The organism is Paraburkholderia caffeinilytica, assembly GCF_003368325.1.
GTDB lineage: Bacteria > Pseudomonadota > Gammaproteobacteria > Burkholderiales > Burkholderiaceae > Paraburkholderia > Paraburkholderia caffeinilytica.
The window spans coordinates 1,035,411-1,062,078 of sequence record NZ_CP031467.1 but is presented as its reverse complement, the minus strand read 5'-3'; the positions used below and the strand labels follow the sequence as shown (position 1 = coordinate 1,062,078).

At 62.4% G+C, this 26,668-nt stretch carries 25 protein-coding genes; 21 read left to right on the top strand and 4 right to left on the bottom strand.

The genetic code is table 11. The annotated features are described in order from the left end of the window. Positions 1 to 10: 10 nt before the first annotated feature. Together moaA and DSC91_RS20700 are read right to left on the bottom strand one after the other, a co-directional pair. Positions 11 to 1,120, bottom strand: coding sequence for a GTP 3',8-cyclase MoaA (gene moaA / locus DSC91_RS20705; RefSeq protein WP_115780644.1), 1,110 nt, complete (start codon positions 1,118 to 1,120; stop codon positions 11 to 13). Positions 1,121 to 1,429: 309 nt separating this feature from the next. Then, the gene (locus DSC91_RS20700; RefSeq protein WP_115780643.1) at positions 1,430 to 4,756 is read right to left on the bottom strand and encodes an Rne/Rng family ribonuclease; all 3,327 of its coding nucleotides are present in this window, start codon (positions 4,754 to 4,756) and stop codon (positions 1,430 to 1,432) included. A gap of 731 nt (positions 4,757 to 5,487) precedes the next feature. Between DSC91_RS20700 and DSC91_RS20695 the strand changes: the two genes are divergently transcribed. Genes DSC91_RS20695 through DSC91_RS20680 form a run of 4 tightly spaced genes read left to right on the top strand, consistent with a single transcriptional unit; the run spans position 5,488 to position 8,613 of the window. Then, positions 5,488 to 6,522 carry an RluA family pseudouridine synthase gene (locus DSC91_RS20695; protein WP_115780642.1) on the top strand — a complete coding sequence of 345 codons (1,035 nt, stop codon included), beginning with the start codon at positions 5,488 to 5,490 and terminating at the stop codon, positions 6,520 to 6,522. After that, positions 6,515 to 7,174, top strand: coding sequence for an HAD-IA family hydrolase (locus DSC91_RS20690; RefSeq protein WP_115780641.1), 660 nt, complete (start codon positions 6,515 to 6,517; stop codon positions 7,172 to 7,174). Before DSC91_RS20695 ends, DSC91_RS20690 begins: the two co-directional genes overlap by 8 nt. Next, a complete protein-coding gene (locus tag DSC91_RS20685; RefSeq protein WP_115780640.1) occupies positions 7,171 to 7,575 on the top strand; it encodes a Rieske (2Fe-2S) protein in 405 nt (134 codons plus the stop codon). The genes DSC91_RS20690 and DSC91_RS20685 overlap by 4 nt, the downstream gene beginning before the upstream one ends. Before the next feature lie 33 nt (positions 7,576 to 7,608). Continuing rightward, positions 7,609 to 8,613, top strand: a complete 1,005-nt coding sequence (locus DSC91_RS20680; protein WP_115780639.1) for a S49 family peptidase — start codon at positions 7,609 to 7,611, stop codon at positions 8,611 to 8,613. Between the two features lie 121 nt (positions 8,614 to 8,734). On the opposite strand, the gene DSC91_RS20675 is transcribed toward DSC91_RS20680, so the two are convergent. After that, positions 8,735 to 9,454 carry an SAM-dependent methyltransferase gene (locus DSC91_RS20675; RefSeq protein ID WP_115780638.1) on the bottom strand — a complete coding sequence of 240 codons (720 nt, stop codon included), beginning with the start codon at positions 9,452 to 9,454 and terminating at the stop codon, positions 8,735 to 8,737. Next, a complete protein-coding gene (locus tag DSC91_RS20670; protein WP_115780637.1) occupies positions 9,451 to 10,068 on the bottom strand; it encodes a Maf-like protein in 618 nt (205 codons plus the stop codon). The genes DSC91_RS20675 and DSC91_RS20670 overlap by 4 nt, the downstream gene beginning before the upstream one ends. A gap of 333 nt (positions 10,069 to 10,401) precedes the next feature. Here DSC91_RS20670 and DSC91_RS20665 point away from each other — a divergent pair, with 333 nt between their 5' ends. The 17 genes from DSC91_RS20665 to rnc all read left to right on the top strand — a co-directional run bounded on the left by DSC91_RS20665 (position 10,402) and on the right by rnc (position 26,654). After that, on the top strand, positions 10,402 to 11,046 hold the full coding sequence (locus tag DSC91_RS20665; RefSeq protein WP_115780636.1) for a DUF177 domain-containing protein: 645 nt from the start codon (positions 10,402 to 10,404) through the stop codon (positions 11,044 to 11,046). Positions 11,047 to 11,147: 101 nt separating this feature from the next. Beyond that, on the top strand, positions 11,148 to 11,327 hold the full coding sequence (rpmF, locus tag DSC91_RS20660) for a 50S ribosomal protein L32 (protein ID WP_006051932.1): 180 nt from the start codon (positions 11,148 to 11,150) through the stop codon (positions 11,325 to 11,327). Positions 11,328 to 11,499: 172 nt separating this feature from the next. After that, the gene (gene plsX, locus DSC91_RS20650; protein WP_115780634.1) at positions 11,500 to 12,606 is read left to right on the top strand and encodes a phosphate acyltransferase PlsX; all 1,107 of its coding nucleotides are present in this window, start codon (positions 11,500 to 11,502) and stop codon (positions 12,604 to 12,606) included. Next, positions 12,606 to 13,595 (top strand): beta-ketoacyl-ACP synthase III, encoded by a 990-nt coding sequence (locus DSC91_RS20645; protein WP_115780633.1) that lies wholly within the window; start codon positions 12,606 to 12,608, stop codon positions 13,593 to 13,595. The genes plsX and DSC91_RS20645 overlap by 1 nt, the downstream gene beginning before the upstream one ends. Positions 13,596 to 13,706: 111 nt before the next feature. Beyond that, positions 13,707 to 14,642, top strand: a complete 936-nt coding sequence (gene fabD / locus DSC91_RS20640) for an ACP S-malonyltransferase (RefSeq protein WP_115780632.1) — start codon at positions 13,707 to 13,709, stop codon at positions 14,640 to 14,642. Positions 14,643 to 14,726: 84 nt separating this feature from the next. Then, on the top strand, positions 14,727 to 15,476 hold the full coding sequence (gene fabG, locus DSC91_RS20635) for a 3-oxoacyl-ACP reductase FabG (protein WP_115780631.1): 750 nt from the start codon (positions 14,727 to 14,729) through the stop codon (positions 15,474 to 15,476). Positions 15,477 to 15,627: 151 nt separating this feature from the next. Next, a complete protein-coding gene (gene acpP, locus DSC91_RS20630) occupies positions 15,628 to 15,867 on the top strand; it encodes an acyl carrier protein (protein ID WP_004197638.1) in 240 nt (79 codons plus the stop codon). A 329-nt stretch (positions 15,868 to 16,196) separates the two neighbouring features. Beyond that, positions 16,197 to 17,435, top strand: a complete 1,239-nt coding sequence (gene fabF, locus DSC91_RS20625; RefSeq protein ID WP_115780630.1) for a beta-ketoacyl-ACP synthase II — start codon at positions 16,197 to 16,199, stop codon at positions 17,433 to 17,435. A 117-nt stretch (positions 17,436 to 17,552) separates the two neighbouring features. Continuing rightward, complete coding sequence (locus DSC91_RS20620; RefSeq protein WP_115783397.1) at positions 17,553 to 17,936, top strand: protein YgfX; 384 nt, start codon at positions 17,553 to 17,555, stop codon at positions 17,934 to 17,936. 101 nt (positions 17,937 to 18,037) lie between these two features. After that, positions 18,038 to 18,637 carry an RNA polymerase sigma factor RpoE gene (gene rpoE / locus DSC91_RS20615; protein WP_006051939.1) on the top strand — a complete coding sequence of 200 codons (600 nt, stop codon included), beginning with the start codon at positions 18,038 to 18,040 and terminating at the stop codon, positions 18,635 to 18,637. Between the two features lie 82 nt (positions 18,638 to 18,719). Beyond that, positions 18,720 to 19,346, top strand: a complete 627-nt coding sequence (locus DSC91_RS20610) for a sigma-E factor negative regulatory protein (RefSeq protein ID WP_115783395.1) — start codon at positions 18,720 to 18,722, stop codon at positions 19,344 to 19,346. A gap of 4 nt (positions 19,347 to 19,350) precedes the next feature. Continuing rightward, positions 19,351 to 20,394, top strand: a complete 1,044-nt coding sequence (locus tag DSC91_RS20605; RefSeq protein ID WP_115783393.1) for a MucB/RseB C-terminal domain-containing protein — start codon at positions 19,351 to 19,353, stop codon at positions 20,392 to 20,394. A 37-nt stretch (positions 20,395 to 20,431) separates the two neighbouring features. Continuing rightward, positions 20,432 to 21,949, top strand: a complete 1,518-nt coding sequence (locus DSC91_RS20600) for a DegQ family serine endoprotease (protein WP_115780629.1) — start codon at positions 20,432 to 20,434, stop codon at positions 21,947 to 21,949. Continuing rightward, positions 21,946 to 22,221 carry a glutaredoxin family protein gene (locus DSC91_RS20595; RefSeq protein ID WP_115780628.1) on the top strand — a complete coding sequence of 92 codons (276 nt, stop codon included), beginning with the start codon at positions 21,946 to 21,948 and terminating at the stop codon, positions 22,219 to 22,221. The genes DSC91_RS20600 and DSC91_RS20595 overlap by 4 nt, the downstream gene beginning before the upstream one ends. A gap of 251 nt (positions 22,222 to 22,472) precedes the next feature. Then, positions 22,473 to 24,266: a translation elongation factor 4 gene (lepA, locus tag DSC91_RS20590; RefSeq protein WP_115780627.1), complete on the top strand. Its 1,794-nt coding sequence runs from the start codon at positions 22,473 to 22,475 to the stop codon at positions 24,264 to 24,266. A gap of 18 nt (positions 24,267 to 24,284) precedes the next feature. Beyond that, the gene (gene lepB / locus DSC91_RS20585) at positions 24,285 to 25,178 is read left to right on the top strand and encodes a signal peptidase I (protein ID WP_115780626.1); all 894 of its coding nucleotides are present in this window, start codon (positions 24,285 to 24,287) and stop codon (positions 25,176 to 25,178) included. A 174-nt stretch (positions 25,179 to 25,352) separates the two neighbouring features. Then, positions 25,353 to 26,654 (top strand): ribonuclease III, encoded by a 1,302-nt coding sequence (gene rnc, locus DSC91_RS20580; RefSeq protein ID WP_115780625.1) that lies wholly within the window; start codon positions 25,353 to 25,355, stop codon positions 26,652 to 26,654. Positions 26,655 to 26,668: the final 14 nt, after the last annotated feature.

The window sequence follows — 26,668 nt, the reverse complement described above, 5'->3', positions numbered from 1 at the left end:
GCTCGGCCGCCTAGCCGCCGATGTACGACATTTCCACGCGGCGGGCGTCTTGCGTGCGCGACGCGGCTGCGCTGCTGCCGCGCAATTGCGAATAGCGGTCGCTGCGGCCTTGCCAGATTTCGGCGACGGCGGTGGCGATATCGGCGTCGCTTGCACCGCCGCGCAGCAACGCGCGCAGATCGTGACCGGACGACGCGAACAGGCACAGGTACAACTTGCCCTCGGTCGACAGGCGCGCTCGCGTACAACTGCCGCAAAACGCGCGTGTCACGCTCGAAATCACCCCGATCTCGCCGCTACCGTCCGCGTAACCCCAGCGCTGGGCTGTTTCGGCCGCGCTGTGCGCTTCGAGCGGCATGAGCGGGAAATGCTCGGCGATGCGCGTCACGACATCGGCGGAAGGCAGCACTTCGGTCATGTTCCAGCCGTTCGACGTGCCCACGTCCATGTACTCGATGAAGCGCAGCACCGCGCCCGAGTCTTTGAAATGACGTGCCATCGGCACGATTTCGCTGTCGTTCGTACCACGCTTGACGACCATATTGACCTTGACCGGAGCGAGTCCCGCCGCTTGCGCCGCGGCGATCCCGTCCAGCACGTCGGCGACCGCGAAGTCGGCGTCGTTCATGCGGCGGAACAGCGTGTCGTCGAGCGCGTCGAGGCTGACCGTCACACGGGTCAGGCCGGCATCTTTCAGGCTGCGCGCCTTGCGCTCGAGCAGCGAGCCGTTGGTGGTCAACGTCAGATCGAGTGGACGGCCTTCCGGCGTGGTGAGTTGCGCGAGCCGGTCGATCAGGAATTCCAGATTCTTGCGCAGGAGCGGCTCGCCACCCGTAAGACGGATTTTCTCGACGCCATGCGCGACGAAGAGCCGCGCCAGCCGTTCGATTTCCTCGAAGCTGAGCAGTGCGCTATGCGGCAAGAACGCGTAATCCTTGTCGAACACCGCGCGCGGCATGCAGTAGACGCAGCGGAAATTGCAGCGATCCGTCACCGAGATGCGCAGATCGCGCAACGGGCGCGCCAGCGCGTCGTGCAGCGCGCCGCTGGGCGCCTGCACGGGGCCGGAAATGACCGGCACCGCGCTGAGATCGGCAACAGGGATGATGCGTCGGGACATGGATTGCTTCGCTTGATGCTTCGTTTCGGGCTGCTTAGGTGCTGCTCAGGTGCTTCGATCGGTTCTGCTCGGGCGCTGCGATTGGGGTTGTTCAAGCGCTGCGATTAGCGCCGCTTGAGTGCCACGGCTGGCGCTGCGATTGGAACCCAGATATTCATTCTAGCGGAAATGCATCCGGCGGCTGCCTGCCTCCGGACGCCGTCCGGGTATACGGGGAGTGGCATAAAACCGGCGATCGGACGGGCGCGCGACCCCATAAAACAAAAAGCCCGCCGGTGAGGGCGGGCTTTTTGCCTGGCGGCGGTTCGCTTACTGCGGATGCTTACCGGTTTCCACCATTTGCATCGGCGCGGTTTCGACCGGCGGCAACACCTTACGCTCGCGACCCACGCGAACCGGCTTGGCCGCTTGCGCGGCAGCTTCCTGTGCGGCCCGCAGCTTGTCGGCGTCGGTATTCACCCAGACGAGACCGGCTTGTTCCAGCACCGGCTTCAGGGCTTCTGCCGACACACCGGCGTTACGCGATGCTTGCGGCGTAGCGGCGACGGGCGCCGGCTCGACCACCGCTTCAACTGCCGGAGCGACCTCTGCAACGACCGCTTGCGCTTCGAAGATATCGGCTTGCCGTGCCGGCTGGGCGGCCGGTGCTTCGATCACTGCTACCGGCGCCGTGGTTTCCACCGGGGTCGGTGCGGCATGCGCTTCAACGACCGGGGCAACTGCCGGCGTTTCGACCCGCGCTTCGACAGGGGCTTCAGCGCGAACTTCAACCGGCGCTTCGAAGCGAGCGACCGGTTCGACCAGCGAAACCGTCTCGCTGGCGACCGGGGCCGCTTGCGCAGCTTCGGCGGGTGCGGCAGCGGCTTGCGCCACCGGCGCTTCCACAGCTTGCTCGACCGCAACCGGTGCCGCCGGCGCTTCTGCGGCCGGCACAACTGTTTCCGTCGTCGCAGCCTTCTCGGCGGCCAGAACCGGCGTTTCGGTTGCAGCGTGCAGTTCGCTGACGACAACGGTTTCCGTCGCGACAGCGGCGACCACCGCTTCCACTGGCTTGACCGCGGTCACTTCGTTGACTTCGGCCTTGTGCTCGACCGGCTGATGCGCGGTACGCACCGGTGCTTCGTCGGTCACGCTGACCGTGTCGCCTTCACCTTCCGCGACGTCCGCAGCCAGGTTGCTGTTGACGTCTTCTTCACGCTCACGACGACCACCACGGCGGCCGCGACGGCGACGACGGCGCTCTTCACCGTCACGCGCCACCGCCTCCTGATCGACCGGCATGCCGTTTTCGCCTGCGGCGGCCTGACTTTGCGCCAGTTCTTCCGCCGTTTGCGCGTCGTTCTGCGTCAGTGCTTCTGCGGCTTCCGGCTGCTGCTTGCGGCGTTCGCCACGTTCAGCGCGCTCGCCACGCTCACGGCGTTCGCCGCGTTCCTGACGCTCGCCACGTTCGCCACGCGGTACGCCGTCGACGGTTTCCGCACGGTCGGCGCCGCGATTGTCGCGGTCACGGTTTTCGCGACCCTCGCGGCCTTCACGCGGCTCACGAGTTTCGCGCGGTTCGCGGCCTTCACGGGCCTCACGCGGTTCACGCGGTTCACGCGGCTCACGGTTGGCACGCGGCTCACGCGATTCGCGGGCTTCACGCGGTTCACGACCTTCGCGCGCCTCACGTCCTTCGCGCGGTTCGCGTTCCTCGCGACGCGACGGCTGCTGACCTTGAGCCTGACGGCCGCCGGTCGTGCCTTCGGCACGGCCCGCCGCATCGCGGCCGCCTGCGCCGCCACGGCGATTGCGGTTGCGATCGCCGCCGCGTTCGCCGGTGCGCTCACCGCGCTCCGTGCGTTCGCCGCGTTGCGGACGCGTCTGCTTTTCGGTCGTAGCCGGTGCGACAGGCGCCGGCGTGGCCGGCTGCATGCCGAACAGATTCTTCAACCAGCCGATAAAGCCGCCGGTGGCCGGCGTGACAGCCACTGGCGCCGGGGTTGCCGCCGGACGGACCGGCGCGCTCGGGGCCGGCTTCTCGGGCGTGATGCCCTTGACCGCGGCTTCCTGCTTCGGCTTGGCTTCCTCGGTGCGCTTGCTGTAACCGGTTTCCGATTCCAGCTCGCGAGCTGCTTCCTCAGCCATCTTCCACGAGGCGCGCGGCTCGTCGAGGCGTGCATCGTCGTGACGCAGGCGCTCGAGCTTGTAGTGCGGCGTGTCGAGGTGCTTGTTCGGGATCAGAACGACATTGACCTTGAAACGCGACTCGATCTTGTTGATTTCGGCGCGCTTTTCGTTCAGCAGGAAAGCGGTTACTTCCACCGGCACCTGGCAATGGATTGCCGCGGTGTTTTCCTTCATCGCTTCTTCCTGAATGATCCGCAGCACTTGCAGCGCGGACGATTCGGTATCGCGGATGTGGCCCGTGCCGTTACAGCGCGGGCACGTCACATGGCTGCCTTCCGACAAAGCCGGGCGCAGACGCTGACGCGACAGCTCCATCAGGCCGAAACGCGAGATCTTGCCCATCTGGACGCGCGCACGGTCGTGCTTCAACGCGTCTTTCAGGCGTTGCTCGACTTCACGCTGGCTCTTGGCCGATTCCATGTCGATGAAGTCGATCACGATCAGACCGCCCAGATCGCGCAGACGCAACTGGCGGGCCACTTCGTCGGCGGCTTCGAGGTTGGTGCGTGCAGCCGTTTCCTCGATGTCGGCGCCCTTGGTGGCGCGCGCCGAATTCACGTCGATCGCGACCAGGGCTTCCGTGTGATCGATCACGATTGCACCGCCCGAAGGCAGCGGCACCGTGCGCGAGTACGCGGTTTCGATCTGGTGTTCGATCTGGAAGCGCGAGAAGAGCGGCACGTCGTCGTGATAGCGCTTCACTTTGCTGACATTATCCGGCATCACGATATCCATGAAGGCGCGGGCCTGGTCATGGATTTCCGTGGTGTCGATCAGGATTTCGCCGATATCCGGCTGGAAATAGTCACGAATCGCGCGAATCACGAGGCTCGATTCGAGATAGATCAGCATCGGCTGGCCACTCGAACCGCTTTGCGACGCGGCCTCGATGGCGCGCCACAGTTGCATCAGGTAGTTCAGGTCCCACTGCAGCTCTTCGGCCGAACGGCCGATGCCGGCCGTGCGCGCGATGATGCTCATGCCTTCCGGCAATTGCAGTTGCGCCATGGTTTCGCGCAGTTCCTGCCGGTCGTCGCCTTCGATCCGGCGCGACACGCCGCCGCCGCGCGGGTTGTTCGGCATCAGAACCAGATACCGGCCGGCAAGCGAGATAAAGGTGGTGAGGGCCGCGCCCTTGTTGCCACGCTCTTCCTTTTCGACCTGAACGATCAGTTCCTGGCCTTCACGGAGGGCGTCCTGGATGCGCGCCGAGCGCATGTCGACGCCGTCGCGGAAATACTGGCGGGCGACTTCCTTGAACGGCAAAAAGCCGTGGCGGTCTTCGCCGTAGTTGACGAAACAGGCTTCGAGCGATGGCTCGATGCGGGTGATGATGCCTTTGTAAATATTGCCTTTGCGCTGTTCGCGCCCGGCGGTTTCGATGTCGATATCGATGAGTTTTTGCCCATCGACGATGGCGACGCGCAGTTCTTCCTGCTGCGTCGCGTTGAACAACATTCGTTTCATTGAACTGCTCCAGGCGGCTTAGCTAGCCCTCAGCTGCGCGGTTGTCAGTCGCGAGAGCCAGGAGGGCAGCGGCATGCCGCGCCTTATTGTGTTTTCACAAGCACGCTGGAGCGGGAAAAATGGCGGGAGAATTGCCTGAGAGGGCCCGGCCCATCGAAAAATGGGCGCGGTGCCGCAGGGCACATGCGAACACGGCTTCAAATAACGACCCGACACGCCGCGGGTTCTGCCGGCAGACCTTCATCAGCCTTTCGTCCACTCGCGCCGGTGCGCCAACTGGGCGCGTGACCGGAGGGCCGGAGGCTGCGGTCATGCCGCAGCGGGAAGTTCGCGCAGTCGGCGCGTCTTTTCTCGCTGGGGGTGTCTCGCCTCATTTTGACGTCGCCATGTCTTGTATTTTCTACAAGACGCCTTGGGCGCACGCCGTATTTTCGCAACTCGCAGCTTCATACAGCAGGGCGTCAGACCGCCCGATACCGAAGCTGAAAGTTAAATTCTTTTTTACCAAAATTCCGTTACCGTCGAAGCCGACCTTGACCGAACGCGCCTGTGGGCGCCGTCCCTGCCGGGTACTGACTTCGTGCGTGCAACATGCTGCATCTCATTTTCAGGGTGAGCAGCCAGACCCCGGCGCAAGTAAAATAACGGTTTATCGCTTGCGCCTGCGCAATCCGCCCGAATTCCGGACACTGCGCCGGCCGCCGCAGACTGCTGGGCAAATTATATTCATAATGAAAGAGTTAGGCAAAATATCCCAGAAATCGGTCGCAAGCGACCAGGTCTCGATGATCGAGATCGACGACAGTGCGGCCGGACAGCGCATTGATAACTTCCTCTTGCGCGTCTGTAAGGGCGTGCCGAAAAGCCATATTTACCGCATCCTGCGTAGCGGGGAAGTGCGCGTCAATAAGGGCCGGATAGACGCGCAGTACCGCCTCGAACTGGGCGATCTGGTGCGCGTGCCGCCCATTCGTGTCGCTCAACCAAACGAGGCGATCGCCCAGGCGGTCGTGCCGAGCGCCGATTTCAAGATTATTTTTGAAGACGATCACATGCTCGTGATCGACAAGCCGGCCGGCGTGGCGGTCCACGGCGGCAGCGGCGTCGCGTTCGGCGTGATCGAACAGATGCGCGAAGCGCGGCCGCAGGCGAAATTCCTCGAATTGGTGCATCGGCTGGACCGCGAGACGTCCGGTATCCTGATGCTCGCCAAGAAGCGCTCCGCGTTGGTCAATCTGCACGACCAGATTCGCGAGAACAAGATGGATAAGCGCTACTATGCGTGCGTCCACGGCGAATGGGCGAGCGATTGGGGCCGCCGCCGCGCGGTCAAGGAGCCGCTGCACAAGTATTTGACCGCGGACGGCGAGAGGCGCGTGCGCGTCCAGGCAGACGGCCTCGCGTCGCACACGGTCTTCAATCTGATCGATCGCTGGCCGGGGTACGCGCTGCTCGAGGCGGAACTGAAGACCGGTCGCACGCATCAGATTCGCGTCCATTTGCAGCATCTGGAGCTGCCGATCGTCGGCGATGCCAAATACGGCGACTTCGCGCTCAACAAAGCGCTGGCCCGCGCCAACGCCAAACCTGGCCTGAAACGCATGTTTCTGCACGCATACCGCCTTAAGCTGACGCACCCGGCGACCGGCGCACCGGTGCAGTTCGAGGCGCCGCTGCCGGCCGAATGCCGCAGTTTCGTTGCGCAGCTCAATGAATTACGTGAATCACAAAATGGGTCAAACCCGGAGACGACACCGCATGGCTAGAGAGCAATTTGATCTGATCGTCTTCGACTGGGACGGCACGCTGATGGATTCGACCGCGCACATCACGCGCAGTATCCAGGCGGCATGCCGCGATCTCGGTCTGCCAGTTCCCGCCGACGAGGCCGCCAGCTACGTGATCGGCCTCGGCCTGCGCGACGCGCTGCAAATCGCCGCGCCTACGCTTGCTCCGGCCGATTACCCGCGTCTGGCGGAGCGCTACCGCTTCCATTATCTGGTGAAGGATCAGACCACCGAACTGTTCGTCGGCGTGCGCGAGATGCTGCAGGAATTGCGCGAACTGGGTTATCTGCTGGCGGTGGCGACCGGCAAGAGCCGCGTCGGGCTGAACCGCGCGCTCGACCAGTCGCGTCTGACGAGCCTGTTCGACGGCACCCGCTGTGCGGATGAAACCTTCTCGAAGCCGCATCCCGCCATGCTGCACGAGCTGACTCGCGAACTGGGGCAGGATCCGGCGCGCACGGTGATGGTGGGGGATACGACGCACGATCTGCAGATGGCGATCAATGCGGGCGTCGCGGGTATCGGTGTCACATACGGCGCGCATCCTGCTGGCTCGCTGACCGCTTTGTCGCCGAAATTCGTCGCTTCCAGCGTGAGCGTCCTGTCCGGCTGGCTGCGAGAGAACGCATGAGTACGGGCACGACCGAGACGATGGCGGAAGCGGTTCGCATCTGCGCGTCCGACGAACTGGTCGACGGCGGAGCCGGCGTGCGGCGTGCGGCCACGCTCGGCGGTGGCGACGTCGTAGTATTTTTTGTTCGCTATGATGGCCGCGCATACGGCTATTTGAATCGCTGCGCCCACGTGCCGATGGAGCTCGACTGGGCCGAAGGGCAGTTCTTCGAATCGTCCGGTTTATACTTGATGTGCGCCACACATGGCGCGATTTACGCGCCAGATACGGGCAAATGCGTCGGTGGCCCGTGCCGCGGCGGCCGGTTGCGTCCCGTCCAGGTTGACGAGCGGGACACACCTGAAGGCCGTGCCGTGTTCTGGCTGCCGGACGGCGAACTGCGCCCGGTCACCCCCTGATTTTTCCCCTCTTCGATCTTTCCACTGCATCGCATGTCCGACAATTTGACTCCCGAACCGAAGGAACCATCCCTGACAGGCCGCCCCCGCATGCCTGCCGATGAGCCGGGCTGGGAGCGCGCCGCGCTCGAGCGCATCGCGCTTGCGGCAATTACCGAGCAGCGCGCGGCACGCCGCTGGAAGATCTTTTTCCGCTTTGTGTTCCTGATCGTCTTGCTGCTGGCGATATGGGGCGTGCTGGACTTCTCCGGCGACAAGGTTTCGACCACCGGCCGGCATACGGCGATGGTGACGCTTGACGGTGAAATCTCCGCTGATACGAATGCAAACGCGGAAGATGTCAACACAGCGCTGGAAAGTGCGTTTGACGACGCCGGTACGGCAGGTGTGATCCTGCGGTGTAACAGTCCGGGCGGCAGCCCGGTGCAGGCGGGCATTATCTACAACGAGATTCGCCGGTTGCGCGCCAAGTATCCGTCGATTCCGTTGTATGTCGTGGTCGGCGACATGTGCGCGTCGGGCGGCTACTACGCCGCTGCGGCGGCCGACAAGATTTACGTGGACAAGGCAAGCATCGTCGGTTCGATCGGCGTGCTGATGGATAGCTTCGGCTTTACCGGCTTGATGGACAAGCTGGGAATCCAGCGCCGGCTGCACACTTCCGGTGAGAACAAGGGCTTTTTCGACCCGTTCTCACCGGAAACGCCGAAGATGGACGAACATGCGCAGGACATGCTCGATCAGATCCACGCGCAGTTCATCGACGCCGTGCGTGAAGGCCGTGGCAAGCGCCTGCACGAAACGCCGGATATGTTCTCGGGGTTGTTCTGGACGGGGCAGAAGAGCGTCGAACTGGGATTGGCCGACGGTTTCGGCGACGCGGATTACGTCGCGCGCGACCTCTTCAAGGCGCCGGATATCGTCGACTACACGGTCAAGGAAAGCATTACGGACCGCGTGGCGCGCAAGTTCGGCGCTGCAGTCGGCAGTGGCGCCGTTCATGCGATGGCGCTCGGCGGGAAGATGAGCCTGCGGTGATTCAATACGAAAAAAGCCCCGTGCGATCGAATGTGGATCGCACGGGGCTTTTTTGTTTTCAGGCGTCAGTTAAACCGCGACCGATCGGCAAGCTGACCGGCTCGAGCCGCAGCGGCAACGATCAGACGGCGAGGATCAGGAAAATTGCCGGCCGTTTGTGCAGATCGATTGCGGGCTTCTTCTTCCAGTCGGCCACCGTGCGGCTGGCGATGGTTTCCGTTTCCAGCGTCAGGTCGACGGCGACGCAGACCAGCGTGGACGGCGCGCACGTCGCCAGCAACGTGTCCAGCAGCGGCTTATTCCGATAGGGCGTTTCGATGAAGATCTGCGTCTGCTTACCCTTGCGCGACTGCTGCTCCAGGTCGCGCAGGCGCTTGGCCCGTTCGGTAGCGTCGACCGGCAGATAGCCGTGGAACGCAAAACTCTGACCATTCAGGCCCGAAGCCATCAACGCCAGCAGAATCGAACTCGGTCCGACAAACGGCACGACCTTCACGCCGCGCTCATGCGCGCGACGCACCAGCAAAGCGCCCGGATCGGCGACCGCCGGACAGCCGGCTTCGGACACCAAACCGGCATCCGTCCCCGCCAGCAAAGGCGCGAGCAGTTTGTCGATCTCACCGGCCGGCGTGTTGATGTTCAGTTCGCGAATCTCGATTTCCTGGATCGGCTTTTCGGTGCCGACTTTCTTCAGGAAAGCACGGGTGGTTTTCGCGTTCTCGCCGATGTAATAGCCGAGCGACGCCGCGCGGGCGCGCACCGGCGCGGGCAGGACCGCATCGAGCGCCTCGGCATCGCCTTCGCCGAGTGTGTTCGGGATCAGATATAAGGTGCCGCTCATTGCGCCCCCAGAAGCGGATAACCCACTGCGAGCAACATGCGCGACAGTGCGATCAGCGGCAGGCCGACCAGCGCGGTCGGGTCGTCCGAGTGAATGGCTTCGAGCAGCGCGATGCCGAGGCCTTCGGATTTGGCGCTGCCCGCGACATCATATGGCGTTTCGGCGCGCAGATAGGCGTCCAGCGCGGCATCCGGCAGGTTGCGGAATTGCACGCGGGTGATGACGTCGGCGGTTTGCGCCGCCCCCGAACGAGTGTCGAACAGGCACAGTGCACTATGAAACAACACGTCGCGGCCGCGCATTGCCTGCAGTTGCGCGAGTGCCTTGTCGTGCGTGCCGGGCTTGCCGATCTGCAGACTGTCATAGGTGGCGACCTGATCCGAGCCGATGACGAGCGCGGCTTCGCCGACGCCGAGGTTGTTTGCCGCCGCGCGGGCTTTTGCCTCGGCGAGGCGCAGGGCTGTCGCTTCGGGCGTTTCGCCGGCGAGCGGCGTTTCGTCGATCGCCGGAACCACGACGTCGAACGGAATGCGCAGGCGCTCGAGCAACTCGCGACGATAGGGTGAACTCGACGCCAGAATCAGGCGTGGCGGGCGGTTGAGGGAATCTGGCATGTGCAACCAACGGCTAGAGAGGCGGGTCGTACGGGGTTGTGCGGGTGTCGCACGTGTACGGGCTTAAGTGTTTGACTCGAAAAGACAAAACGGATATGATTTAGGGCTTTTCATCGGTATGCTATTGCACAGGCGGGCATGCTGGCAAAGCCCGGTTGGCAAAAGTTGGCGAAGCTTGGTCCGGCGAAACCCGGTTTGCAAACCGGCAGCCGACCTGATGGGCAAGCCTGCGAAGGCCAGCACCGGCAACCCGAGTTCTGTGGGCTGCTTTGCAAACCGATGCTTGCAAACCGATTTACCCCCGGCGAAATCCTTGCCGACGCAGGAGCGCACATGACTCAACATCCTGGCAACCCTGCTGGTCTGTCCGACCCGCACGATATCGATCTGTTCGAATTTGCGCGGAGTGGGCGTCAGGCCGCGGGTGTCGTGCGCGTCTCGCAACTGCCGCGCATGTTAAACGAAGTCCCGGCAGAAGCGCCAGACCGCGATACCGCGTTCACCTGGCAAGCCGAAGGGGCGACGCAGCCGGAATTGCAGGACGACGGCACCGAGGGTCCGCAGCCTTATCTGAGGTTGGCGATCCACGGTGCGGCATGGCTCGAATGTCAACGGTGTATGACACCGTATCTGCAGCCGTTCAATGTCGATGCAACTTACCGGATCGTCAACACCGAGGCGGAAGCCGAGGAGTTTCCGCTCGACGAGGATGAAGTCGAAGTGATCGTGGGCTCGCGCCAGTTCGATCTCATCGACTTGATCGAAGAAGAGTTGCTGCTTTCCTTGCCGCTCGTGCCCAAGCACGAAGTGTGTCCCGAAGTGCACGAGAGCCTCGTCTCTGGTGTGGCCGGTACAGAAGGCGAGGGCGACGACGGCGCACCGGATGAAGCTGACGAGGGCGGTGAGTCCGAGCGGCCCAATCCGTTTGCGGCGCTCGAAAGTCTCAAGCGCGGTGAGCCGGGCGACAAGAAGCACTGAACAGTTGCATGGGAGCGCGATGCGGGCGCACTGGCCATTCGGCCGGTGGCGGAGACCGGGTCGGGCTGTGTTAGAATTCGGAAAATTTTTAGGAGTTAGTCATGGCAGTTCAACAAAATAAGAAGTCGCCGTCGAAGCGCGGCATGCACCGTTCGCACGATTTCCTGACGGCAGCGCCGCTGGCCGTGGAACCGAGCACGGGCGAAGTGCATCTGCGTCACCACGTTAGCCCGAACGGCTACTATCGCGGCAAGAAAGTCGTCAAGACGAAGAACGACTAATCGTTTCACTGCGTTGCGCCCCTTGGCGTTTCGCGTGGCGATCAACTCGCTTGACATTTTCCCGGCTCGGCAAAAAGGCGGCATTCAATTGCCGCTTTTTTGTGTCGATCGCAGTTGGCACGCTAGTGTTTGCTGCGGTCCCATGCAGGGCGCCTGAAATTCGTCGCACTCCATGACAGTAAAGCTCACGATAGATTGCATGGGAGGCGACCACGGCCCGTCCGTGACCGTTCCCGCTGCCGTCAACTTCGTTCGTTCGCATCCCGATGCTGAGCTGCTGCTCGTCGGCATTGAAAGCGCGATTCGTGCGCAGCTGAAGAAGTTGAAGGCTCAGGACCTGCCGGCGCTGACCGTCGTGCCTGCTTCCGAGATCGTCGCAATGGACGATCCGGTTGAAGTCGCGCTGCGCAAGAAAAAAGACTCATCCATGCGCGTGGCGCTGAATCGCGTCAAGGAAAGCGAGGCGCAAGCCTGCATTTCCGCCGGCAATACCGGCGCTTTGATGGCGGTTTCGCGTTATGTGCTGAAGACGCTGCCGGGCATCGAACGTCCGGCGATCGCGTCGGCACTGCCCAATCCCAACGGCTACACGATGATGCTCGACCTGGGCGCCAACGTCGATTGCGAGCCGCAGCATCTGCTGCAGTTCGCCGAGATGGGGCACGCGCTCGTGTCCGCGCTCGAAGGTCGCGACCGGCCCACCATTGGGCTGCTCAACATCGGCGAAGAAGTCATCAAGGGCAACGACACCATCAAACGTGCCGGCGAACTGCTGCGCGCGAGTACACTTAACTTTCACGGCAACGTTGAAGGCAACGACATTTTCAAGGGCACGGTCGACGTGATCGTCTGCGACGGTTTTGTCGGCAATGTCGCGCTGAAAACGTCGGAAGGCCTCGCGCAGATGCTCTCCAACATCATCAAGGAAGAGTTCGGCCGCTCATGGCTCACCAAGGTGATGGCGGTGCTCGCCCTGCCGGTATTGATGCGCTTCAAGAAACGCGTCGATCATCGGCAATACAATGGCGCTGCGTTGCTGGGCTTGCGTGGGCTGGTGATCAAAAGCCACGGTTCGGCGGATGCCTACGCGTTTGAGTGGGCTATCAAACGCGGGTATGATGCCGTCAAAAACGGCGTGCTGGAACGCCTTGCGCGAGCAATGGAAGAGAATGCGAGTTCTCTCGAACAGGCGGCGCGCGACGCAAGCGGTGCGGGTCACGCAAGCCCGATCGCAGGCCAGCCAGCCGAGCCCTACGCTGCGCAATCCTCGAAGGCATAATGGCTCAATCGACAATTTATTCCCGCGTGCTGGGCACCGGCAGCTACCTGCCGCCCGGGCGCGTCACCAATCAGGATCTGGCCGAACGTCTCGCCAGGCAAGGCATCGAGACGAGCGACGAATGGATCGTTGCCCGCACGGGCATCCATGCGCGCCACTTCGCGGAACCCGATGTCACCACCAGCGATCTCGCGCTGATCGCCTCCCAGCGCGCGATCGAAGCGGCCGATATCGATCCGCAATCCATCGATCTGATCATCGTTGCAACCTCCACGCCCGACTTCGTGTTTCCGAGTACGGCGTGCCTGTTGCAAAACAAGCTCGGTATCAAGAACCACGGCGCGGCGTTCGACGTGCAGGCCGTCTGTTCGGGCTTCGCCTACGCGGTAGCGATGGCAGACAGTCTGATTCGCGGCGGCCAGCATCGCACGGCGCTCGTGATCGGCGCGGAAACCTTCTCGCGCATTCTCGATTTCAAGGACCGCACCACCTGCGTGCTGTTCGGCGACGGCGCGGGCGCGGTGATCCTGCAGGCGTCCGAAGAACCGGGCGTGCTGGCGAGCGCTTTGCATGCCGACGGCAGCCATTCGAACATTCTCTGCACGCCGGGCAACGTGAATGGCGGCGTGATCGAAGGCAGCGCGTTCCTGCATATGGACGGGCAGGCTGTGTTCAAGCTTGCGGTCAACGTGCTCGAAAAGGTCGCAGTCGAGGCGTTGGCCAAGGCCAATCTGTCGGCTGATCAGATCGACTGGCTGATTCCGCATCAGGCCAATATCCGCATCATGCAAAGCACCTGCCGCAAGCTCGGCTTGCCGCAGGAACGCATGGTCGTCACGGTGGGCGAACACGGCAATACGTCGGCGGCGTCCATTCCGCTCGCATTCGACGTCGCGGTGCGCGACGGCCGCATCAAGCGTGGCCAGAACGTGCTGATCGAAGGTGTCGGCGGCGGCTTCACGTGGGGCGCGTCGGTTATCCGCTACTGATAGCGGCGACGTGGTGGCGAGCGCTTTTCGCGGCATACCACTTCGCCTGAGCGCGCTTGCCGTTAACCGGGCGCGCCACCCACATCTGACAACATCGATTTTGGGGACGTTATGAAATTTGCGTTTGTTTTTCCTGGGCAAGGTTCGCAGTCGGTCGGCATGCTCAACGCATTCGCCGATCACGCGGTCGTGCGTGAGACGGTTCAGGAAGCGTCCGACGCGCTCAATCAGGATCTCGGCAAGCTGATCGCAGAAGGTCCCGCCGACGATCTGAACCTCACCACCAATACCCAGCCTGTCATGCTCACCGCCGCGTATGCGATTTATCGCGCGTGGCTGCAGGCGGGCGGCCCGAAGCCGGCCATCGTCGCTGGCCATAGCCTCGGCGAATACACCGCGCTGGTCGCGGCGGGCGCGATCGCGTTTCGCGATGCCGTGCCGCTCGTGCGTTTTCGCGCGCAAGCCATGCAAACGGCGGTGCCGGTCGGCGTCGGCGGCATGGCTGCGATTCTCGGTCTCGATGACGACACGGTGCGCGCGGTTTGCGCCGAAGCGTCCGTCGCGGGGGTTGTCGAAGCGGTGAATTTCAACGCGCCGGCACAAGTCGTGATCGCCGGTCACAAGGCCGCGGTCGAAAAGGCTTGCGAAGTCGCAAAGGCGAAGGGCGCGAAGCGTGCGTTGCCGCTGCCGGTGTCGGCGCCGTTCCACTCGTCGCTGCTAAAGCCGGCGTCGGATCAGTTGCGCGAGTATCTGGCCAGCGTCGACGTGCAGGTGCCGTCGATTCCGGTGATCAACAACGTCGACGTCGCCGTGGTCAACGAGCCGGCAAAGATCAAGGACGCGTTGGTGCGCCAGGCGGCCGGTCCCGTGCGTTGGGTCGAAAGCGTGCAGGCGATGGCGGCGCAAGGCGTCACGCATGTGATCGAATGCGGCCCTGGCAAGGTGCTCGCGGGTTTGACGAAGCGCATCGACGGCAATCTGGTCGGCGCTTCGGTGTTCGATCCGGCCTCGCTCGAAGAAACGCTCAAGCTGGTGACGGCGGGCTGAACGCAGCTTCATAGTGCGCAAGCAGGGCGCCAAGCCCGACATCAAGAATCAATCAGCCCTCCGAAAGGGCATCCGGACTGACAGATGGAAAAGACTCTCGACAAGCAGATTGCAATTGTGACGGGCGCGTCGCGCGGCATCGGCCGTGCGATCGCGATGGAACTGGCGCGCCAGGGTGCGACGGTGATCGGCACGGCAACCAGCGAAAGCGGCGCGGCTGCGATCAGCGAAGCCTTTAACGCGGCAGGCGTAAGCGGCCGCGGCGCGGTGCTCAACGTGAACGACGCAGCCGCAGCCGAAGCGCTGATCGACGGCACCGTGAAGGAATTCGGCGCGCTGCACGTGCTGGTGAACAACGCCGGCATCACGCAAGACCAACTCGCAATGCGCATGAAGGACGATGACTGGGACGCGGTGATCGACACCAATCTCAAGTCGGTCTTCCGTCTGTCGCGTGCCGTGCTGCGTCCGATGATGAAGGCGAAGGGCGGCCGCATCATCAACATCACGTCGGTGGTCGGCTCGGCCGGCAACCCGGGGCAGGTCAACTATGCGGCCGCGAAAGCGGGCGTGGCAGGCATGACGCGTGCGCTTGCGCGCGAGATCGGCAGCCGCGGCATTACCGTCAATTGCGTTGCACCGGGCTTCATCGATACCGACATGACCAAGACCCTGCCGGAAGAGCAGCAAACCGCGCTGAAGACGCAGATTCCGCTCGGCCGCCTTGGCAGCCCGGACGATATCGCGCATGCCGTGGCGTTCCTCGCGTCGCCGCAAGCGGGTTATATCACCGGCACGACACTGCATGTGAACGGCGGAATGTACATGTCGTAACCAAATTCGGTTACTATCCGCGCCTTGATGCGTTTGCAAAAGCGTAAGGCGCATGCCTTGACAGGAACCCGATGCGCCGCTTTTTTGCCGGGTCAAACCTGATAAAATGCGCGCACCTGTATTTTTGAACTTCTTTTCCCTTGGAGGGGTAATGGACAATATCGAACAGCGCGTCAAGAAGATCGTCGCAGAACAACTGGGCGTTGCAGAAGCTGAGATCAAGAACGAAGCTTCGTTCGTGAACGACCTCGGCGCCGACTCGCTCGACACCGTTGAACTCGTGATGGCCCTCGAAGACGAATTCGGCATGGAAATTCCGGATGAAGAAGCCGAGAAGATCACCACCGTTCAGCAAGCGATCGACTACGCTCGCGCGAACGTCAAGGCCTAAAGTCATTCGCGCCTGCGTTTCTGCGTTGGCGGCGTATGACGCCCTGCCGTGTCGGTTTCCGACGCCAGCAGGGCTGGCGCTTTTTGCCGTGCAGGAGCCAGCGATGTTGACAGCGCAGTTTTCCGCGCGATTGCCGACTTTCAAGAAAACGCCGGGCCGCCCCGCGTTTTCCGCCCCGAAGGAAGTCCCCTTGGGGGATTGTCCCCCTCGGGGGGACCTGGTGCGAAGCGCCAGGGGTGGGGGCGGCTAACAGCCACAGGGCACACAGGGCAGGTTCCTGTGGCCGCTGTGGCTTTTGTGCTTTTGTCATCTATGAAAAAGGGGTTACCGTGAGCCGCCGTCGTGTTGTTGTTACAGGCCTGGGGCTGATTTCGCCTGTTGGCAATAATGTTGCCGACGGCTGGGCCAATCTGGTCGCTGGCAAGTCGGGTATTGCCAATATTACGAAGTTCGATGCGTCGAACTTTTCGACTCGCTTCGCCGGCGAGGTGAAGGGCTTCAATATCGAGGACTACATCCCCGGTAAGGATGCTCGCAAGATGGATACATTCATCCATTACGGCGTTGCCGCCGGCATCCAGGCGATGCAGGACAGCGGTCTCGAAGTGACCGATGAGAACGCTGAGCGCATCGGCGTGGTGGTCGGTTCGGGCATTGGCGGTCTGCCGATGATCGAAGAAACGCAGACCGAATTGCTGAATCGTGGTCCTCGCCGGATTTCGCCGTTCTTTGTGCCGGCGTCGATCATCAACATGATCTCCGGCCATCTATCGATCAAGTTTGGCCTCAAAGGCCCGAACCTCGCGATCGTTACTGCATGTACCACTGGGTTGCATTGCATCGGCGAGGCTTCGCGCCTGATCGAGTACGGTGACGCGGACGTGATGGTCGCCGGCGGCGCGGAAGCGACGGTGTCGCCGCTCGGGATCGGTGGCTTTGCGGCGGCGAAAGCGCTGTCGCAACGCAATGACGATCCGGCAACGGCGAGCCGTCCGTGGGACAAGGACCGCGACGGTTTCGTACTAGGCGAGGGCGCCGGCGTGATGGTGCTCGAAGAGTACGAACATGCGAAGGCGCGCGGCGCGAAGATTTACGCCGAAATCAGCGGCTACGGGATGAGCGGCGACGCCTATCACATGACCGCTCCGCTGGAAGATGGCGACGGCGCGCGCCGCTGCATGCTGGCCGCCTTGAAAAACGCGGGCATCAATTCGGATCAGGTGAATTACCTGAACGCGCACGGCACGTCCACGCCGCTGGGCGATCTGGCTGAAACCACAGGCATCAAGCGCGCATTCGGCGATCACGCCAAAGACATGGTCGTGAATTCGACCAAGTCGATGACAGGTCACCTGTTGGGCGGCGCCGGCGGTCTGGAATCCGTGTTCACCGTGCTCGCCGTGCATCACCAGGTGTCGCCCCCGACGATCAACATCTTCAATCAGGATCCGGCCTGCGATCTCGATTACTGCGCCAACACCGCGCGGGAGATGAAGATCGACGTCGCGCTGAAGAACTCGTTCGGGTTCGGCGGCACGAACGGCACGCTGGTCTTCAAGCGCGCCTGATCGCCTGATCGTTTGGTGACAAGCCACTCGAAAACGCCGGGTTGCCCGGTGGTTTCCCTCGAATCGGCAACGTCCGACGGAGCGCAGCAATGGATTACGTTGCTGCGCTCCGTCGCCATGCGCGCCGCTTTGGGGGTCTTCATCCTGATTGCGACGCTGGCCGTCTATACCTGTTTCGCGTCGCATCTGGGCGCCTGGCAGGCGGCTCCGTTGACGCTCGCCGTGTGGGCGCTGCTAACGCTCTGTGCGATAAAGCATGAGCATGCGCAGCCCGTCGCGCTGAAAATCGGCCCGGACGGACTGTCCGCCTGGAACCGGGCCGGCAGTTTGCTGGCGCAGGGCCGCATTGCCGGCTGTTCGCAATGGAGCGGTCGCCTGCTCGTTCTGGCGCTGGCGCCGGAACATGGGCGCACCCGCACGCTACTTCTTGCTGCTGACGCGCTTCCAGCGTCCGTTTTCCGGGAGCTGGCCGTGCTGGGCCGGCGTGGCGCCGGCGCCTGACTGTAACGACTGTAACCGCTGTTACCGGAGTAACGTGCCGCGATGATGGGGACGCTACAATGGTCCCCCGCCATGCGCCCTATAGTTAACGGATTTATCAGGTGAGCGAAAAAGAAATTGATCAGGTGCTGGTCGAGCGCGTCCAGAAGGGCGACAAGGCCGCGTTCGAGCTTCTGGTCTCCAAATACCACCGCAAGATTCTCCGGCTGATCTCGCGCCTCGTGCGCGACCCGGCCGAAGTGGAAGACGTCGCCCAGGACGCCTTTATCAAGGCGTACCGGGCTTTGCCGCAGTTTCGCGGGGAATCGGCTTTTTATACGTGGTTGTACCGGATTGCGGTCAATACGGCAAAGAACTACCTTGCGACCCAAGGGCGGCGCGCCCCGACGTCGACCGAAGCAGATGCTGAAGAAGCTGAAACTTTCTCGGACGCCGACCAACTAAGGGATATCAACACGCCTGAGTCGATGTTGATGAGCAAGCAGATCGCTGAGACGGTCAATGCTGCGATGGCGGTTTTACCGGAAGAGTTGCGCACCGCCATTACTCTTCGTGAAATTGAAGGTTTGAGTTACGAGGAAATCGCTGAGATGATGGGTTGCCCAATTGGCACAGTCAGATCACGAATTTTCCGCGCTCGCGAAGCCATTGCGGCAAAATTGCGTCCGTTGCTCGACACACCTGAAGGCAAGCGCTGGTAAACACCGGCCCGCCGGACGGGGCACGGATGCAATATCTGGATTAGTGGTGTCACTACGGGGTATTTGTAAGATGGGGAGCATCATGGGGTCGGTCTCGATGCAATCGCACGCCAGCTCGCGCGGCGAGCGTCTGTCCGCTTTTGTCGACGGTGAGCTGTTCGGCGAAGAGCATCTGAACGCGTTTGTTGCCGAACTGGACGGTGAAGATCGTGCCGCCTGGTCGTGCTATCACCTGATCGGCGACGCGCTGCGTTCCGACGATCTGGCGGTCAGCCCGGCGGCGAGCAGTGCGTTCCTGAGCGGTTTTGCCGCGCGTTTCGACAACGAGCCGCACGTGCTCGCACCTGCCGCAATGCCGGTCGCGCGGCGTTTGCTGGCGTTGCGCCGGCGCGTCGTGCCCGCGTTTGCTGTCGCAGCCGCCGCTGCCACGCTGACGTGGATCGTCGTGCCGCAATTGCAAGGCGTGCCGGGCAGCCCAGGTGTGGCGCAAGTCGCGTCGATCCAGTCGCATGGCGATTCGCTGCAGCGTGTGGCCATGGCGTCGATGCCGGCCGCTACGCTCCAGCCGGTCGCGCAAGACGCCAACATCATTCGTGACGCCAGTCTCGATCAGTATCTGGAAGCTCACCAGCAATTCGCGCAGCAACCGGTCATGCCGGGCTCGATGCCGCTGATTCGCGCTGCCGCCGTTTCTACGCAAGGCCAATAGTTTGATGCAGACTCCGCGGTTGAATAAAACGACTATCTGGGGGCGGCTGCCGGCATTTCTGTTCTGCGCAGCCGTATTGTTGTCCGCCACGCCGCGGGTCTTTGCACAAACCGACGATCCACTCGTCGTCCGTCGCACGGCCGCGGAGCTGCTCGATCGAATTCATCAGGCCGCCCAGTTGCAGAACTACGAGGGCGCGTTCGTCTATCAGCGCGGCAATTTCGTTCAGACGTCGCGGATCGCGCACTACGCGACCCGCACCGATGGCGAATTCGAGCAACTCGAAAGCCTCGACGGCAAGCCGCGCAAAATGCTTCGCCACAACGACGATCTCTACACGTTCGTGCCTGAGCGGCATCTGTGCGTGGTCGAGAAGCGCCAGAACAAAGATTCGTTTCCTGCACTGCTGGCTGTAAGCGGCGAGCAGGTGCTGTCGGTGTACGAGCCGAAGCTGCTCGGCGACGACCGCGTCGCGGGTGTCGACAGTCAGGTGATCGAACTCGACCCGAAAGACGCATACCGCTTTGCCTACAAGCTGTGGGCCGACAAGAAGACCGGCCTGCTGCTGCGTGCGCAGACGCTTGACCCGAACGGCCAGGTGCTCGAGCAGTTGTCGTTTTCGCAGATTCGCATCGGCGTGGCGGCCGACAAGGCCGCCATCGTCAACGGCATTCGTAATACGACAGGTTGGACGGTCGTGCGTCCGCCGGTCGAACCGGTCGACATGGCTGCGCAAGGCTGGCAGATCACGCCGACGGTACCGGGATTCCGCAGGATTCGCGAGCTTCGCCGCCCCATGGCCGCGCGTGACGCGGGCCAGCCGACCATTGCGGTCGATCAGGCAGTATTCTCCGATGGCCTCGCGGCCATTTCGGTGTTCGTCGAGCCGGTCGAGAACAATACTCGCAAGGAGGGCGCGGGCAGTAGCGGCGCCACGCACGTGCTGGTCAAGCGGCGCGGCGACTTCTGGATTACCCTGCTTGGTGAAGTGCCCCAGACCACATTGCAGCAATTTGCGTCTGCCATAGAATATAAAGCTCCGAAGTAATCCTCCGAATCACTCGAATCCCTCGGCTAGCTACGATATGACGACTTTCTCGGTGCGCAAATTCCTCGCGGCCGCGGTGGTAGCGGCGTGTTTGCCGCTCGTGCCGCACATGGCGTCGGCGGCTCCCGCAGCCAATCTGCCCGACTTTACTGACCTCGTCGACAAGGTCGGCCCGGCAGTCGTCAACATTCGCACGACCACGCGCGTGTCGAACAGCGGTGCCCGTGGCGGATTGCCGCCAGGCATGGACGATGGCGACATGTCGGAGTTTTTCCGGCGCTTCTTCGGCATCCCGTTGCCGCAGTCGCCGCAATCGCCTGGTGTGCCACGCGGTGGCGATAACGGTGGCAGCGGCGGGAGCGGCGGCAGCCAGGATTCGCCTGATAACAGCGACGCCGAACAGAACAGCGGCGTCGGCTCAGGCTTCATCCTGTCGGCCGACGGCTACGTGATGACCAATGCGCACGTCGTGGACGACGCCGATACCATCTACGTCACCCTCACCGACAAACGCGAGTTCAAGGCCAAACTGATCGGCGTGGATGATCGGACCGATGTTGCCGTCGTGAAGATCAGCGCGGCCAATTTGCCGACCATCACGATTGGCGACTCGAACAAGGTGCGGGTGGGCGAGTGGGTGGTCGCGATTGGTTCGCCGTTCGGTCTCGAGAACACGGTGACGGCCGGTATCGTCAGCGCAAAGGGGCGCGATACGGGCGATTATCTGCCGTTCATCCAGACCGACGTGGCCGTCAATCCGGGTAATTCAGGCGGTCCGCTGATCAACATGCAAGGCGAAGTGATCGGCATCAATTCGCAGATCTACAGTCGCACGGGCGGCTTCATGGGCATCTCGTTCGCGATTCCGATCGACGAGGCGATGCGCGTGGCCGACCAGCTGAAGGCATCGGGCAAGGTCGTGCGCGGCCGCATCGCGGTGGCGATCGGCGAAGTAACGAAAGACGTGGCCGATTCGCTCGGTCTGCCGAAGGCACAGGGCGCGCTGGTTAGCAGCGTTGAGCCGGGCGGCCCGGCAGACAAAGCCGGCGTGCAGCCGGGCGACATCATCCTGAAGTTCAACGGCCATTCGGTCGATACGGCAACGGATCTGCCGCGTATGGTTGGCGATACGAAGCCGGGCACCAAGTCGACCATCACGATCTGGCGCAAGGGTCAAACGCGCGAGCTGCCGGTCACGATTGCCGAGATGCAGCCGGACAAGACCGCCAAGGCAGACGATAAAAAGCCGCCGGCGCCGAAGCAGCGCGCCACGAATGTGTTGGGCCTTGCCGTTAGCGATATCCCGGCTGACCAGATGAAGGCGCTGAAGCTGCACAACGGTGTGCAGATCGACGCGGTAGACGGCCCGGCCGTGCGCGTCGGGCTGCAGAAGGGCGACATCGTCCTGCGGGTGGGCGATACCGATATCACGAGCGCGAAACAGTTCGACGATCTGACCGCACACCTCGACTCGCAGAAGATGGTTGCGTTGCTGGTCCGTCGTGGCGAGAACACGCAGTTCGTGCCGATTCGCCCGCGTAGCGCCCCAAAATGAAGTCGATGGCGCTGCTCACGCTCTACGGGCGCGCGTGGTGCCACTTGTGCGACGACATGCGCGCCGCCCTCGAGCCGTTGCTGGCCGAATTCGCCGCGCAAGTCGTCGTGATCGACGTCGACACGGATCCCTTGCTGGAAGCCCGTTATAACGAACTGGTTCCGGTTCTGGTCTGTGACGGCATCGAACTGTGTCACTATCATCTTGACGCGGCGCGGGTTCGCGCCGCGCTCGCAGCACGCGCTGCAGTGACCCATTTGGAATCCCGTTAAGGGTCCAAACCAGCCGTGAACGTGCGCTGTTCACACCCCGTTTCACGCCTCTCCTGTCGACCAGAGTTGGCGCTTTGGCGCCTTACTCCGGTCCCATGCAAAGATGCTTGCTGAGCCGTCTTTTTCCGCCCGAGCCTTGCAAGATGCGCCGGGCGATAGCCTTTTCGGCTAAAATAGATAGGTTTTTCACCTACTTACAAGGCGTGCTCCGCTATTGTCCGAGCGCGCCTTTTTCGCTTGATCGGCACTGAATGGATCATATTCGTAACTTCTCGATCATTGCGCACATCGACCATGGCAAGTCGACGCTCGCCGATCGCATCATCCAGATCTGCGGTGGGTTGTCCGACCGCGAGATGGAATCTCAAGTGCTCGACTCGATGGATCTCGAGCGTGAGCGCGGTATCACCATCAAGGCACAAACGGCCGCACTGACGTACAAGGCCCGTGACGGGCAGATCTACAACCTGAACATGATCGACACGCCGGGCCACGTCGACTTCTCTTATGAAGTCAGCCGCTCGCTGTCCGCGTGTGAAGGCGCGTTGCTGGTCGTCGACGCAAGCCAGGGCGTGGAAGCGCAAACCGTCGCCAATTGCTACACGGCGATCGAGCTTGGTGTCGACGTGATTCCGGTGCTCAACAAGATCGACCTGCCGGCCGCGAATCCCGAGAACGCGATCGCGGAAATCGAAGACGTCATCGGCATTGACGCAACCGACGCGACGCATTGCAGCGCGAAGACCGGCCTCGGCGTGGAAGACGTGCTCGAAGCGCTGATCGCCAAGGTGCCGCCGCCCAAGGGCGACCCGGAAGCACCGCTGCAGGCGCTGATCATCGACTCGTGGTTCGACAACTACGTGGGCGTCGTGATGCTGGTGCGTATCGTCAACGGCACGCTGCGCCCGAAAGACAAGATCCGCATGATGGCGACCGGCGCGCAGTATCCGGTCGAGCATATCGGTGTGTTCACGCCGAAGTCGAAGAACCTCGAATCGCTATCCGCGGGGCAGGTGGGCTTCATCATCGCCGGCATCAAGGAACTGGCTGCGGCGAAAGTGGGCGACACCGTCACGCTGGTGAATCGTCCTGCTGCCGAACCGCTGCCGGGCTTCAAGGAAGTGAAGCCGCAGGTGTTCGCCGGTCTCTATCCGGTTGAGGCGAACCAGTACGACGCGCTGCGCGACTCGCTGGAAAAGCTGAAGCTGAACGACGCCTCGCTGATGTACGAGCCGGAAGTGTCGCAGGCGCTCGGTTTCGGTTTCCGCTGCGGCTTCCTCGGTCTGCTGCACATGGAGATCGTGCAGGAACGTCTGGAGCGCGAGTTCGACATGGACCTGATCACCACGGCGCCGACCGTGGTGTACGAAGTTCTGCAGCGCGACGGCACGGTCCTCATGGTCGAAAATCCGGCCAAGATGCCGGAGCCCTCGAAGATCGAAGAGGTGCGCGAGCCGATCGTCACCGTGAATCTGTACATGCCGCAAGACTACGTCGGCTCGGTGATCACGCTGTGCACGCAAAAGCGCGGCAACCAGATCAACATGCAGTATCACGGCCGTCAGGTGCAGTTGACCTATGAAATCCCGATGGGCGAAGTCGTGCTCGATTTCTTCGATCGTCTGAAGTCGATCTCGCGCGGCTACGCGTCGATGGATTACGAGTTCAAGGAATATCGGGCGGCCGACGTCGTGAAGGTCGACATGCTGATCAACGGCGACAAGGTCGATGCGCTGTCGGTGATCGTGCACCGTTCGCAAAGCCAGTATCGCGGTCGCGAAGTCGCGGCGAAAATGCGTGAACTGATTCCGCGCCAGATGTACGACGTGGCGATTCAAGCCACCATCGGTTCGAACATTATTGCGCGCGAGAACATTAAAGCATTGCGTAAGAACGTGCTGGCAAAATGCTACGGCGGCGACATTTCCCGTAAGAAGAAATTGCTCGAGAAACAAAAGGCAGGCAAGAAGCGAATGAAGCAGGTCGGGTCCGTCGAGATTCCGCAAGAGGCTTTCCTCGCGATTCTGCGTGTCGAAGACAAATAAGACGAACAACGGAACCCTATGAATTTTGCGCTGATTCTTTTTGTGCTCGTCATTTTGACGGGCGTCGCATGGGTCGCAGATAAACTGGTTTTCATGCCGCAACGGCGGCGCGCGGCGGAAGCCGTGGTCGCTGAGTTCGACCGCCAGCAGGCACGTGTCGGCGAGCGTTTCGCCGACGAAAACGCGGCGCAAACGCGCGCTCGTCTGCGTGACGACAAGCTGCGTCAACCGTGGTGGCTCGAGTATTCGGCGAGCTTTTTCCCGGTGATTCTGGTGGTGTTCGTGGTGCGCTCGTTCGTGGTCGAGCCGTTCAAGATTCCGTCGGGTTCGATGGTGCCGACGCTGCTGGTGGGCGATTTCATCCTCGTCAATAAATTCGACTACGGCATCCGCCTGCCGATCACCAACACGAAGATCACCGAAGGCCGTCCGCTCGAACGCGGCGACGTGGTGGTGTTCCGCTACCCGAAAGACGAATCGGTCGACTACATCAAGCGCGTGATCGGCCTGCCGGGCGACACGGTTGCCTATCAGGACAAGCAACTGACCATCAACGGCAAGCCGGTGCCGGAAACGCCGCTGCCCGACTATCTCGACGAAGAGCGCCTCGGCTACGCGAAGCAATTCGAAGAAAATATCAACGGCCGCAAGAACGCGATTCTGAACAACCCGGCCGTGCCGCCGTTCATCGTCGGTGCGGAAGATTATCCGTATCGCGATAACTGCACGTACAACGCACGCGGCGTGATCTGCAAAGTGCCGCCGGGCAATTACTTCATGATGGGCGACAACCGCGATAACAGTGCGGATAGCCGTTACTGGGGTTTTGCACCGGATAAGAATATCGTCGGCCGCGCGTTTTTTATCTGGATGAACTTCAGCGATCTGAAGCGCATCGGCTCATTCCACTGAGCACGCATGCCTTGATTGCACAACACGCCGCGCGGGTGGCCACACTTGAGTCACATCGGTCGCGGCGTGTTATCACGCTACTTTAAGAATCCGCGGTAACGTCGCTTCACCACGCTTTTTCCGCTGGCCGTCCCGCGTTTTCGCCGGGGCAGGCGCCCGCGTTATACTCTGCCCATGCCCCTATCTCCGTTGGAAAGCCGTCTGCGCTACGAATTTCGCAATGCGGAATTGTTGCGCCAGGCTTTAACGCACCGCAGTCATAGCTCCACGCACAACGAACGGCTCGAGTTTCTCGGCGACTCCGTTCTGAATTGCGCGGTGGCTGCGCTTTTGTTCCAACGTTTCGGCAAACTGGACGAAGGCGACCTGTCGCGCGTCCGTGCCAATCTGGTCAAGCAGCAGTCGCTTTACGAAATCGCTCAGGCCCTGAATATCTCCGAGGGCCTGCGCCTCGGTGAGGGTGAATTGCGCAGCGGCGGCTTCCGCCGTCCGTCGATCCTCGCTGACACGCTCGAAGCCGTGCTGGGCGCGGTGTTCCTCGACGGCGGGTTCGATGCCGCCCAGACGGTCATCAAGCGCCTTTACGTGCCGATTCTCGATCACATCGACCCGCGCACGCTCGGCAAAGACGCGAAGACGCTGCTGCAGGAGTATCTGCAAGGCCACAAGATCGCGTTACCGACGTACACGGTCGTCGCAACGCATGGTGCGGCGCACAATCAGCAATTTGAAGTCGAATGCACGGTGCCGAAGCTGGACGTCAAGGTGTCCGGCTCCGGCGCGAGCCGTCGTGCGGCCGAGCAGGCCGCGGCCAAGAAGGCGCTCGACGAAGTCATGGCCGCCGCGCCCGCCGTGGTCGCCAAGCCCAAGCGTTCAAAGGGTGCCCGCGCGGCGAAGAATGCCGAGCAGGAGATCGTGCCCGGCGTGACCGGTGTGCAGGCCGCGCTCGATTTACGCAGCCCGGATCGCAAAGGTGAGCGTGGGGCCGGGCGAGGTGAAACCCGCACCGGCACCGTGCCGGCAGCAGAGTCCTCAGCCGAACGGCCGGCCCTGGCCGCGACCTCTGCGCCGCTGGCTGTGATTCGCGCCGCGCACGTGGAATACAGCGGGCAGGACAAGCCGGAGCGCGTTGAGAGAGCTGACAGGTCTGCTCCCCACGCGAGCGACAGATCTGCGGCTGGCACGGACAAGCCCGCCGCGGACAAGCAGGCCGCGGACAAGCCAGCCGACAAGCTGGACGCCAAATCTGCCGAAATCACGAAGCCTGCAGACGCAAAACCCTCGGACGCAAAACCCTCGGACGCAAAGGCCGCCGAAGCCAAGCCGGAAGCCACCGTCCGCAGCGCCGACAAACACCGCAGCCGTGAAACCACACCCGGCGCAGCCGTGCCCGCGCCTGGCGTGCCGGCACCGATCGAACACGAACCCGGCGTCGGCGACGCGGTGCAAACCCGCGTCGCCGATGCGGGCCATTGATTGCCATCGGCGCG